Source organism: Faecalibacterium sp. Marseille-Q4896, from assembly GCF_017377615.1.
GTDB classification, from domain to species: domain Bacteria; phylum Bacillota; class Clostridia; order Oscillospirales; family Ruminococcaceae; genus Faecalibacterium; species Faecalibacterium taiwanense.
Genome location: NZ_JAFREG010000009.1, coordinates 52,740 through 65,066 on the forward strand (window position 1 = coordinate 52,740; position 12,327 = coordinate 65,066).

At 57.7% G+C, this 12,327-nt stretch carries 10 protein-coding genes; 3 read left to right on the forward strand and 7 right to left on the reverse strand.

Annotated features, from left to right (window positions below):
* Positions 1–190 precede the first annotated feature (190 nt).
* The 4 genes from J3348_RS12220 to J3348_RS12235 form a co-directional block, all read right to left on the reverse strand.
* Entirely contained in the window at positions 191–1,711 is a 1,521-nt protein-coding gene (locus J3348_RS12220) for a HAMP domain-containing sensor histidine kinase (RefSeq protein WP_120020658.1), read from the reverse strand.
* Positions 1,711–2,409, reverse strand: a complete 699-nt coding sequence (locus tag J3348_RS12225) for a response regulator transcription factor (RefSeq protein WP_005938284.1) — start codon at positions 2,407–2,409, stop codon at positions 1,711–1,713. The genes J3348_RS12220 and J3348_RS12225 overlap by 1 nt, the downstream gene beginning before the upstream one ends.
* Before the next feature lie 195 nt (positions 2,410–2,604).
* Positions 2,605–4,047, reverse strand: coding sequence for an ATP-binding protein (locus tag J3348_RS12230; RefSeq protein ID WP_207666255.1), 1,443 nt, complete (start codon positions 4,045–4,047; stop codon positions 2,605–2,607).
* 143 nt (positions 4,048–4,190) lie between these two features.
* Positions 4,191–5,471 carry an L-serine ammonia-lyase, iron-sulfur-dependent, subunit alpha gene (locus J3348_RS12235; protein WP_207699074.1) on the reverse strand — a complete coding sequence of 427 codons (1,281 nt, stop codon included), beginning with the start codon at positions 5,469–5,471 and terminating at the stop codon, positions 4,191–4,193.
* 175 nt (positions 5,472–5,646) lie between these two features.
* Between J3348_RS12235 and J3348_RS12240 the strand changes: the two genes are divergently transcribed.
* The 3 genes from J3348_RS12240 to J3348_RS12250 all read left to right on the forward strand — a co-directional run bounded on the left by J3348_RS12240 (position 5,647) and on the right by J3348_RS12250 (position 9,122).
* Positions 5,647–6,963 carry a M18 family aminopeptidase gene (locus J3348_RS12240; protein WP_207699075.1) on the forward strand — a complete coding sequence of 439 codons (1,317 nt, stop codon included), beginning with the start codon at positions 5,647–5,649 and terminating at the stop codon, positions 6,961–6,963.
* Between the two features lie 181 nt (positions 6,964–7,144).
* Positions 7,145–8,278, forward strand: coding sequence for a redox-regulated ATPase YchF (ychF, locus tag J3348_RS12245; RefSeq protein ID WP_097774170.1), 1,134 nt, complete (start codon positions 7,145–7,147; stop codon positions 8,276–8,278).
* Between the two features lie 160 nt (positions 8,279–8,438).
* Positions 8,439–9,122 (forward strand): 5'-methylthioadenosine/adenosylhomocysteine nucleosidase, encoded by a 684-nt coding sequence (locus J3348_RS12250; RefSeq protein WP_005938270.1) that lies wholly within the window; start codon positions 8,439–8,441, stop codon positions 9,120–9,122.
* Between the two features lie 92 nt (positions 9,123–9,214).
* Here the strand turns inward: J3348_RS12250 and J3348_RS12255 are convergent, their stop codons facing one another.
* The 3 genes from J3348_RS12255 to malQ all read right to left on the reverse strand — a co-directional run bounded on the left by J3348_RS12255 (position 9,215) and on the right by malQ (position 12,324).
* Complete coding sequence (locus J3348_RS12255; protein ID WP_044953312.1) at positions 9,215–9,655, reverse strand: hypothetical protein; 441 nt, start codon at positions 9,653–9,655, stop codon at positions 9,215–9,217.
* Between the two features lie 59 nt (positions 9,656–9,714).
* Positions 9,715–10,503, reverse strand: a complete 789-nt coding sequence (locus J3348_RS12260; protein WP_207699076.1) for a diguanylate cyclase — start codon at positions 10,501–10,503, stop codon at positions 9,715–9,717.
* A gap of 279 nt (positions 10,504–10,782) precedes the next feature.
* Positions 10,783–12,324 (reverse strand): 4-alpha-glucanotransferase, encoded by a 1,542-nt coding sequence (gene malQ / locus J3348_RS12265; RefSeq protein WP_207699077.1) that lies wholly within the window; start codon positions 12,322–12,324, stop codon positions 10,783–10,785.
* Positions 12,325–12,327: the final 3 nt, after the last annotated feature.

Here is a 12,327-nt window from a genome sequence, read left to right on the forward strand (position 1 = left end):
GAGGGAGCCTCTGGCATGCCCGGAAGATTTGCACTTTAACCGGAAGCTTTACCGCCATGCCAAGGGCCCCATCCCAGAGGGGGCTGGCATTGAGCGCAGCGAGATGACTGGGGGAGTTTCATCGGCGGCAAGGTTTCCCCACGCCAAAACAGCCAGACCGCCCCGGGTCCGGGGCAGTCTGGCTGGAAGTTCATTCTACGGGCTTCATGCTTGCAGGGTCTTCCACGGTGGGTTCACCGCCGGCTTCGTCCGGCAGGCGCTTCATGCCGCCGGGGTTCGGGGCCACCGTGGGCAGGGTGAACACGAACCGGCACCACTCGCCCTGCTGGCTCTCCACCCGGATCTGCCCGCCGGAAAGGTTCACCAGCACCTTGCAGATGTTCAGGCCCAGACCCGCGCCCCGGGCGTGCAGGCCGCGGGAGCGGTCCTCCTTGTAGAACCGCTGGAACACGTAGGGCAGCGCTTCCGGGCTGATGCCCTGACCGGAATTCCAGATGGAGATCTCGGCTTCCGGGCCAAGCTTTTCCACCCCGAAGCGGATGGTGCCGCCCGCAGGCGTAAACTTGATGGCGTTGTCCAGCAGGTTATACACCACCTGATGGATCAGGTCGGGGTCGGCATAGACCAGCACCTTTTCGTCCATGGTCAGGCCGTCGATGTCGATCATGCCGTCGTTGATGCGCTGCTCTGCCGAGAGCGCCACGCCGGTGATGGTCTCCCAGATGTTGAACATCCGGGCATTCACCTGATATTCGCCGCTTTCCAGCTTGGAAAGATCCAGCATGTTCTGGATGAGCCGTGCCAGACGGCCCGTTTCCTCACTGACTAGCTGCAGGTAGTGGTTCTGCATATCCGGCGGGATGGTGCCGTCCAGAATGCCGTCCACAAAGCCCTTGATGGTGGTCATGGGGGTGCGCAGCTCGTGGGCGATGTTGCCCATGAACTGACCGCGGGAGTTGTCGTTCATCTGGATGTTGTCTGCCATGCGGTTGAAGGTGCGGGCAAGGTCGGCTGCCTCGCCTTCGCCTTCCACCCCCTCCACACGGACGGAAAGATCACCGCCGCCAAAGCGCTGGGCGGCATCCGTCACCTTCTGCAGCGGGTCGGTGAGCTGGCGCATCAGGATCTTGGTCAGGATGCTGGCACACAGCAGCATCACACAGGCCGACAGCAGGAAGTTGGACCAGAACTGCTGCTTGAACTGGGTCAGCTGCTCGCCGGAAGAGCACAGGAACAGGTAACCGCTGGGCTGGCCGTTCTCATTGCGCATTTCGCTGACCGTGATGTAGCTTTTCCCGTCCAGCATGCCGCCCAGCGTGCCGAACACATGGTAGTAGTCCGCATCGGAAGCGTCGATCTTCTCCATCATTTCTTCCGGCACGGTCAGGCTCTCCAGCTTGTCCGGGCTGGAGGCGATCATCACCCGGCCGTCGTTGTCGGTAAAGAACAGATAGGCCTCTGCGCTCTCGCCGATGATCTCCAGCTTGGTGCTCAGTGCGTCCAGCTCATCGCCTTCCGGCAGCTCCGCCTGCTGGACCAGATACTGGGCCGTGCGCTGGGTGACACCCACCACCTGATCCAGTGTTTCGTAGCGGTCCTTGGCAAAGTAGTTCTTGAACAGCACCCACTCCGAAGCTCCCATCAGCACGATGCCCAGCACCATCAGGGTGGACACCAGCGAGAAGAACGCCACCGAGATACTTTTGCGCATTACTGACGCACCTCGAACTTATAGCCCACGCCCCATACGGTCTTCAGCTCCCATTTGTCGGAAGCACCGGCCAGCTTCTCGCGCAGGCGCTTGACATGCACATCAATGGTGCGGCTGTCGCCGTAATACTCAAAGCCCCACACCTCGTCCAGCAGCTGGTCGCGGGTGTAGACGCGGTTCGGATGGGAGGCCAGACAATTCAGCAGTTCCAGCTCCTTGGGGGGAGCCTCCACCACCTTGCCCTTGACCCGCAGCTCATAGCTGTTCATGTCCAGACGCAGGTTGTCGAATTCGATCACGCCCTCGGTGCTCTCGGCAGCGGCAGTGGTGGTCTGGCAGCGGCGCAGCACCGCCTTGATGCGGGCCACCACTTCCTTGGCGTCAAAGGGCTTCACCATGTAATCGTCTGCACCCAGCTCCAAGCCCAGCACCTTATCAAAGGTCTCGCCCTTGGCCGTGAGCATCATCACCGGGGTGTTGCCCGCCTTGCGGATGCGGCGGCAGACCTCCAGCCCGTCCATCTTGGGCATCATCACATCCAGCAGCACCATATCGGGCTTGACCTGATTGAACTTTTCCAGACCTTCTTCGCCATCGTTTGCCACCGTGACCTGATAGCCCTCCTTGGTCAGGTACAGCCGCAGCAGTTCGCAGATATTGGTATCGTCGTCCACAACGAGGATCTTTTCGTTGGCCATAATGATCTCCTCCCATTTTATCGGATGCCCGCCGGGCGGGCAGAGCAGCAAAGTATTCCATTTCTTATTATACGGAAGAGTTATGACAAAATAAAGAAGGATTTGTATGATTTTTTCACGTGCTGTGCCTTTTCGCACAAAAGGGCCCGCACGGAAACACCGTGCGGGCTTGCCAATGTGTTTTTTTTCTTGAAATCAATCTTTGCCGCGGTAGCCATACCGCTCTGCATTGCCCAGCAAATACAAGAAGGCAAAGGCCGGAATGCGGATCAGTTCTTTGCCATTTGGCGCACGATGTGTTCCGTAATCATCCGGGCGCTTGGTCACCACAATGGCCGCGCTTGCTTCATCACTCAGTTCGCAAATCATCGAATCATCCGGCACGGGGGCCTGTTCACGGTATTTTACTTCGATCAGGATCTTTTTGATGTTGGGATAATCAACCACCACGTCAATTTCCTTGTCTTTTTTTCCACCGCGATAATATCCGACCCGTGTTGCCTGTTGGTAGTAAAATGCTGCCACATGCTTATACACTGCAGTTTCTACCATCTTTCCCAATTCGATCGGATTCGTCAGAACGTCGTCATCCATCAGCACTGCGTTGCGGATCGCTGCATCTGCAATATAAATTTTGGGCTTTGCCTTTAGAATTTTATGGCCACCCATTTCTACTGGCCAGCTTTGATAGATCAGATTCGCGCTTTCCAGATAATTCACATAATTTTCCACAGTCGGGCGACTCACTCCGCCAAGATCGTTCGCAATCGCAGAAAACGAGACGATCTCGGACGACACATTGCATAAATACAGAAAAATGCGTTCCAGCTCTGTTGCACTCCGAATCTTGTAAAGTGCCGGGAGATCCCGTTTCAGCACCTTGTCTACAACATCTTCCCGCATGATCTGCTGCGCCATCAAGTCATCGGATGCAAGTGCAAGCTCCGGAAATCCACCCACGCGCAGATATCGCATAAAGTAATTCTGCACTTCTTCCAGCTTTATCATAACGGCCGTTCGTTCCTGCTGTGCCATATGCAAAAAGGCCGTTGGGCGGATCTCCGGCCCCAGCTCCGGGACTCTTGCACCGATCAGGGCACAGTACTCATAAAAAGACAACGTCGGCACCTGGATCACGCTCCAGCGTCCAGCACCGCTCTCTGAGCTTCCTTTCATCAATGCAGGACTTGCCGAGCCTGTTGCAACCATTTTTGTTTCCGGCTGCATGTCATAAATCGTCTTCATCCACTTATCCCAATCACTGGCATACTGGATCTCGTCAAAAAAGTAATAGCAATCCTGTTCCGCATACACATTGCTGTGATAGCATTCCAGCAGATCGTTCAGACCGCTCAGCTTCAGCATCGGGTGGTCCATCGAAACAAACAAGATCTTCTGCGGCGGGACACCTTTTTTCAGCAATCGGTCGATCATCTGATATTGGATCGTCGTCTTGCCAACCCGGCGGGTACCCGTCAGAACGATCGTCCGCCGCAGGTCCTTCTGCTCCAACCGCTTCATCGCCTCATAGTAAGCAAACCGACGATATGTCTTGGTAAAGCCAGGGTTTACCACGCCTGTGCCCCACCAGGGATTATACGCCTTTAAAACCTTCAGGATCTGTTCCTTTGTTGCCACAGACATTTTGCTCACCTCGCATTTATCATAAGGTATTTTTTCTATTTTGTCAACAAAAGATTAAAGTATACTTATATCTTTCACCGCAAATTATGATATTTCATCTTTTTGCTAACATTTTCATGTGATCCATACACTTTTCTTCATTCGATCATCAGCCGGATGATCTCCTCATTGGTCTCCTTCATGCCGTCCTTGCCCAGACGGCCGATGCCCTTGATGGTGGTCTCGATGTCCTTCATTACGATGCCGTCGCCGCCCTTGAACTCCTGATGGCACTTGTACATGTTGTAGCCAAGCAAGGCCGCGTCCACCGAGGATGCGATCTTTGCCGCACAGGAGGCCTTTGCGCCGTCGCACACGATGCCGGACACGATGGCCAGCGCATTGACCACCGTATGGATGGCGGCCTGATAGCCGTCGCCGCACAGATATACGATGCCCGCGCCAGCGCCCGCACCGGCGCTGACTGCGCCGCAGTAGGCGGACAGGGTACCGATGCCGGTCTTTTCGTGGATGGCCACCAGATTGGAAATGATGAGGGCACGGTAAAGCTTTTCCTTGCCGCTGTGCAGCTCCTTGGCATATTCAATGAGCGGCACCGAGCAGGTGATGCCCTGATTGCCGCTGCCGGAGTTGATGATGACCGGCAGCTCACAGCCGTTCATGCGGGCATCCGAACCGGCGGCCGCCTTGGCCTTGGCCCGGATAGACACATCGTTGCCATAGGTAGAAAGCAGCACCCGGCCGATGTTCGCGCCATAGTCGCCCAGAAGGCCCTCCTCTGCAATGGCGTTGTTATAGCGGATCTGGCGTTCCAGCAGGTCCGCCACATCCTGCAGGTCGGCCGTCTCGGCAAAGTCCCAGATGTCCTTCATGTTCAGCAGGCTGCGGTCGGCCCGGCTGTCCCGCCGGGCCTCCTCGTTCAGCAGCGGCTTTTCGTAGAGCACCCGGCCATTCTTTTCGATCAGGCAGATGTTGGTGTGAAAATCCGCAATGCGCACCTTTGCGTAGGAATCCCCGCTGCGCTCGGTAACGATGATATCGAACACATGCCCCTGCTCGATGTGCTGGATGGAAATGGGCACCGTCTGCAGATAATCCCGGATGGCAGCCTTCTTGTCCTCGCTGACCTCGGAGATGACTTCCAGCTCTCTGTCTGCCGAACCGGCAATGATGCCCGCTGCCACAGCGGCTTCCATGCCTTTCAGGTGGCCGGTGTTGGGCACGATGACGCTCTTCACATTCTTAATAATGCTGCCGCTCACCTGCAGCTGCACGCTCTCGGGCAGTGCGCCCAGCACCTCGCGTGCCCGGGCCGCAGCATAAGCCAGTGCAATGGGCTCTGTGCAGCCCATTGCCGGGATGAGCTCCTCTTTTAATATTTCCACATACGCCTGATAGCGCGGATCGCTGCGTTCCATGACGGTTTCCTGCCTTTCCTGTCGATTCGATATTTACCAACAGGAATAGTATACTATAGAACCCGCGCAATGTAAAACAAATTCTTCCCCGCCCGCAGGGCCGGCTATTGCAAAGCGCAAACCGCAGAAGTAGAATAGGAGCATCCAAACCGATAAATCCATGGAGGGTCTTCCAATGATCGAAAAAGAAGTACAGGAGCTGCTGTCCTTCATTGACGGCAATCCTACCGCATACCACACCACTGCATCCGTCCGGAACATCCTGCTGAAGGAGGGCTTTTCCGAGCTGCTGGAGAGCCGCCGGTGGCAGCTGGAACCCGGCGGGAGCTATTTTGTCTGCCGCAACGGCTCCAGCATCCTTGCATTCCGCATGGGAGAACAGCTGGAAAACTACAGCTTCAACGTGGCTGCTGCCCACACGGATTCCCCCTGTTTCCGCATCAAGGAAAACGCCGAGATCCACATGGGCCGGAAGTACACCAAGCTGAACACCGAGGGCTACGGCGGCATGATCTGCTCCACATGGATGGACAGGCCGCTGTCGGTGGCAGGCCGCGTGCTGATAAAGGAGAACGATGCCATCACCTCCCGCCTGCTCACGCTGGACCGCGACCTGCTGATGATCCCCAGCGTGGCCATCCACATGAACCGCGAGGTCAACGACAAGGCTTCCTACAACAAGCAGGTGGATATGCTTCCCCTGCTGGGCGGTGCCGCCGAGGAAGGCGTGCTGAAAAAGCTGATCGCCGCCGAGCTGCAGGTCGCAGAAGACCAGATCCTTGGCAGCGACCTGTTCCTCTGCATCCGCGAAAAGGCCGCCGTCTGGGGCTGCAATGAGGAGTTCATCTCCTCCGGCCGTCTGGATGACCAGCAGTGTGTGTTCGGCATCCTGAAGGGTTTCCTGAAAGCACACAGCGCCCAGTCCATCAATGTTGCCGCCTTCTTCGACAACGAAGAAGTGGGTTCCGGCACCAAGCAGGGCGCAGCTTCCACCTTCCTGTACGATGTACTGCACCGCATCGCGCAGAACGTCTGCCCCGGCGATGAGGACTTCCACCGTGCGGTGGCTTCCAGCTTCATGTTCAGCGCCGACAACGCCCACGCCGTGCACCCCAACCACCCGGAATATACCGATGTGAACAACTGCACCTACATGAACGAGGGCGTTGTGGTCAAGGTCCACGCCGGCCAGAAGTATACCAGCGACGGCATGAGCATGGCCGTTGCCAAAGAGCTTGCCGCCCGCGCCGGTGTCCCGCTGCAGTATTTTGCCAACCGTTCCGATAAAGTCGGCGGCAGCACGCTGGGCAACCTTGCCATGGCACAGGTATCCATGAACTGCGTGGACATCGGCCTGCCCCAGCTGGCCATGCACTCCTGCTACGAGACCGCCGGTGCCCGGGACATCGTTTCTCTCATCCGGCTGATGGAGGAATTCTACGCCAGTCATTTTGAGGAGACCGCGTCCGGCACCCTTGCCATCTGCAAGTAAGACCCGTACAACCTGAATCATAAGGACTGCCTGTGGAAAAGCAGCACTGCTTTTCCACGGGCGGCTTTTCGTTTCCACTTAAGTGAGTATTGAGAAAAAACGTCCATTGTGCTACAATTATCCTGTTATAATATCGCTTTTTACCGCAGCGTAAAATCTTTTTCGCAAGGAGTATAATAAAATGAAATTAGGTATCGTCGGCCTGCCGAACGTCGGTAAGTCCACTCTGTTCAATGCCATCACCTCCACCAAGAACGCAGAAGCCGCAAACTATCCCTTCTGCACCATCGAGCCGAACAGCGGCATCGTAGCCGTGCCGGACAAGCGTCTGGACAAGCTGGCCGAGATCTGGCAGACCAATAAAAAGACCCCTGCCATCGTGGAGTTCGTGGATATCGCGGGCCTTGTGAAGGGTGCCAGCCAGGGTGCAGGCCTTGGCAACAAGTTCCTGGGCCACATCCGCGAGTGCGACGCCATTGTGCATGTAGTGCGCTGCTTTGACGATGACAACATCATCCATGTGGTGGAGGATGTTTCCAAGGCTGAGGCCGTGGACCCCATTGCCGACATCGATGCCATCGACTACGAGCTGATCCTGTCCGACCTCGAGGTGGTGCAGAACCGCGCAGGCCGCATGGCAAAGGCTGCCAAGAGCGGCAACAACAAGGGTGCTGCCGCCGAAGCCGCATGGCTGCAGCAGCTGGCCGACCACCTGAGCGCCGGCAAGCCTGCCCGCAGCTTCGATTTTGACGAGGGCGATGCCGAGCAGCAAGCTGTTCTGCATGAAATGGGCCTGCTCAGCGCTAAGCCGGTGCTGTACGCCTGCAACGTGGGTGAGGACGACCTGATGGAGGGCATCGAAAACAACAAGTATGTCCCGCTGGTGGCCGCACGCGCCAAGGAAGAGGGCGCACGCTACATTCCCATCTGCGCCAAGACCGAGGAGGATATCGCCGACTACTCCCCCGAGGAAAAGAAGGCTTTTCTGGCTGAAATGGGCATTGAAGCCAGTGGTCTGGACAACCTCATCACTGCCAGCTATGATCTGCTGGGCCTGATTTCCTTCCTGACCGACGGCAAGAAGGAGTGCCGCGCATGGACCATCCGCAAGGGCACCAAAGCACCGCAGGCTGCCGGCAAGATCCACAGCGATTTCGAGCGTGGCTTCATCCGTGCCAGCGTCATTGGCTACAGCGATCTGGAAGCCAACAACTTCGATTACGCCGCCGTCAAGGCCAAGGGTCTGCAGCGCACCGAGGGCAAGGAATACGTTGTCAACGATGGCGATGTGATCGAGTTCCTGTTCAACGTCTGATTTTCGGCAAAGATGTCACTTCCGGTTTCGCCCCTTCCCGTGAAAAAGTAAGTTCCAAAAGCCCGCAGGCTTTTGGAACTTACAAAATTAAAAATAAATTTCCGCTATATATGGCCAGAGCGCACGCGTCGGCCATTTAAAATCGTAAAAGAGGTTTCCTATGATTTTCGGTATTATGGGCGCAATGCCCGATGAAGTCGATCAGCTGTGTGCAAAGCTGGAAAACGTCACCGTGGAGCCCTACGGCGGCGTGGATTACCACAAGGGCACGCTGGCCGGCAGACAGGTGGTGGTGTGCTGTGCCGGCATGGGCAAGGCCAATGCCGCCGCCACCACGCAGGTGCTCATCACAAAATTCGGCGCGGAGAAGATCATCTTTTCCGGCATCGCAGGCAATATGACCTCGAAGATCGGCATTGGCGATGTGGTCATCGGCAAGACCGTGCTGTACCACGACGCACAGCTGGACATGATCTGCCAGAACCCGCCGTTCCTCAAGGAATACACCGGCGACCCGGAGCTGATCGCTGCCGCCGAAAAAGCCTGCGCCGAAGCGGGTGTGAAGGCTCTGGTGGGCAAGATCGCCACCGGCGACCTGTTTGTGGGCGACAGCGAGACCAAGGCTGCCATTGAAGCCAAATGCGCCCCCGACTGCGTGGAGATGGAAGGTGCCGCTGTGAGCCAGATTGCCGCCAAGAACGGTGTGCCCTGCGTCATCCTGCGCGCCATGAGCGACAACGCTGACGAGGACGGCCACGAGGTGCTGGTGGTGAAAAAGTTCAGCATTGCGGAATATGTAGCCACCGCCACCAAGATCGTGGCAGCAATGGTGGAAGCACTGTAAAAGGATGTGCCGCTTTTGCGGCAATGACCCCGCCCGTCAGGCAGCTGTACCTGACGGACGGGGTCGCTTTTTTCATGCGCCGCAGCGCAGCCTTATAAGAACTGTTCCAGCTTTACCCGGCTGTCCTCCTGAAACTCCTGCAGCCTTTGGGCAAGGCGCTTTGCGCCGGGCGCGGCATTGGGGTAATCCTTCTGGGCCTTTACGCAGTCCACCACCCCCATGCCGCTGCCCTGTGTGAGCATCTCGGCCAGATTGCGGGTGGACTTGTCCGTGAGGGTCTTCATACTGATGCCCATTTTCGTGTTCAGCTTTGCCATGGCGCTCTGCCCCTGCGCGGTGCCGCCGCAGGCCTCGATAGCGGTGTGTGCTTCCTGATTGAGCTGGTGGTACACATTGCGCTGGCGCAGCAGCTCGGCCTTGAACTGCACATCGTCGGTCATCGGCACGATCTGTTCCAAGGTGTTCTTGCCCATCTCGGTATTCTGCACCACGGCTTCCAGCAGGTTCAGGTTGTCGTTTTTCTGGTTTTCCATACAAAAAATCCCCCTTCTGGCCTTAGTCTGCGCCAAAAGGGGGATTTTATACGCTGGTTTTATTCTGCACGCATCTGATCGCCGCCGGCGTTCTGTGCCTCCCGCAGGCGTGCGTCGCACAGCTCATACAATGCCTGCCAGTTCTTTGCAGGGACATCCTCAAGGCTCGCCACGCCGCAGCTCAGGGTAAAGGGCACCCGGCGCATCATGCCGGTGGTGGTGATGCATTCCCGGGGCATCTGCTGATACAGGTTCTGCATTTCCTCTGCCAGCTGCTTGCCGTCGGCATCCAGACAGCCCACCGCAAAGATGCTGCCGGTCAGGCGGCAGACCACGCGGGCCGCAGGGGTATCAAAGCTCTTTTTCCACTGGTTGCCCACAAAGCAGTGCAGCTGGTCCATCACAGGCTGGCCGTAGGTATCCCGCAGCTTCTGGCCGTTGTCGATGCTCACCAGCGCCACAGCCGCCTTGCGGCCCTGCGCTGCACACTGTTCCAGCTTTTGGGCAAACACCGTTTCCAGATAGCGGCGGTTGTACACGCCGGTAAGGAAATCGTGGCTCATATCCTCGCGGCACAGCTCCCGCTCCCGGGGTGTCATGCGCTCTTCCGGCAGCACATTGCCTGCCAGCGGTGCGCACATTTCCAGCTCCCAGCATTTGCCGTCCGCTTCCACTCTGCGGTGCAGCACACAGTCCACACGGCCATTGCGCAGCTCGTAGTCCACCCGCAGGCCATCGTCCTGCCAGCCGTCACAAAGCGGTGCTTCGGTCAGGGTCACTGCCTCAAATACGGCCTGCGCTGAGCGCGCAAGTTCCCGTAGATCCTGCTCGGTACATTCTTTCTTCATGTAATTTTCCCCATCATCTGCGCACGCGGCGCTCCCGTATCCCGCGTGCAGTCACCTGTTCCCCATACGTTCAGGAACCATCTGCCGCATTATGCATCCCGCGCCCGCCCTGTTTCCGGAAATGCCGGGAACGCATCAGGCAAAGAAAAATGGCATAATGCTGCTTTAGCAACATTATACCATTCAGCTTCCGATTTTACCAGCAAAACGCACAATTTTCTGCCGGAGTTTTTATATTTTCGTCAAATTGCTAAGCTCCCGCCGCTCTGTGCCTTCTGTTTATACGCGGCAGTACACACTGCACTCGTCGTGGATGGTCTTGGCCAGTGCCTTGGCGGCAAAACCGTCAGCGGCGCGCCATGCCCAGTTTCCGCCCAGCTTGCCGGGGGTATTCAGGTGTGCTTCCGCGCCCAGACCCAGCCAGTCGTACATGGGGATGATGGCCCGGTCAGCCACCGACCCCAGCGCTGCGCGCAGCAGAGCGATGCGGACATCATCGGTCCGGATGGCCGCCAGCTCCTTTGCGGTGGGCTTTACGCCGGTCAGGTGCAGGTAAGCGGCAGCGGCAGCCTTTTCCTTTTCGGAAGCGCCGTTCTCCCACCAGTCGGTCAGGGTGGTGTTATCGTGGGTGCCGGGATACACCACGCTGTTCTTGACGTGGTTGTGGGGCAGATACTCGCTGTCCCCGCCGCTGAAGGCGAACTGCAGCACCTTCATGCCCGGGAAGGTGCTGTCGGCCAGCAGCTTTCGCACGCTGGGGAACAGTTCACCCAGATCCTCGGCAATGATGGGCAGCTTGCCAAGGGCAGCTTCCAGCGCATCGAACAGCTCCATGCCGGGGCCATTCTCCCACTTGCCGGTGCGGGCGGTGGTGCTGTCCGCCGGGATGGCCCAATAGGTATCGAAGCCGCGGAAGTGGTCGATGCGCAGCAGGTCGTAGATGCCCAGTGCGTGGCGCACCCGGCGCACCCACCACGCGTAGCCGGTCTTTTTGTGGTAGGCCCAGTTGTACAGCGGGTTGCCCCACAGCTGACCGTCGGCAGAGAAGTAATCCGGCGGGCAGCCCGCCACACGGGCAAAGCCGCCGTCGGCATCCAGCTCAAACAGCGCGCCGCCCACCCATGCATCCACCGAGTCGGCAGAGACATAGATGGGGATGTCGCCCAAAATCTGCACGTCCTTTTTGTTGGCGTAGGCCTTCACCGCCTGCCACTGGGCCGCAAACTTGTACTGCACGAACTTCCAGAAGCCGATCTCTTCCTCGTTTTCGGCGGCAAAGGCAGCAAGGGCCTTCTTGTCGCGCAGGCGGTAGGGCTTGTCCCACTCCACCCAGTTCTTCATGCTGTTGGCCACTTTCAGGGCCATGTACAGGGCGTAGTCGTCCAGCCATTCCTCATTGGCGAGGGTAAAGGCATAATAATCATCCGGGAAGTAATAGCTGCAGCCGTGCAGCCCGGCGCACTGCTTGCGCCATGCGGCGTAGGCGGTGCGCAGGACTTTAAAGCGGCTCACATACAAAGTGCCGTAGTCCACCTCTTTGGGGTCTGTGCCCCATTTTTCGGCCTTGAGCTGGGCGGCGGTGAGCAGGCCTTCTTCCTTCAAAGCGTCGAGGTCGATAAAATAGGGGTTGCCCGCAAAGGCCGAGCAGCTCTGATAGGGGCTGTCACCGTAGCCGGTGGGACTGAGCGGCAGGATCTGCCAGATCTTCTGGCCCGCTTGTGCCAGAAAATCCACAAACTTGAATGCTTCCTTGCCAAAGCAGCCAATACCGTAAGGGCCGGGCAGGCTGGACACCGGCATCAGGATTCCACTTTCACGCATGCT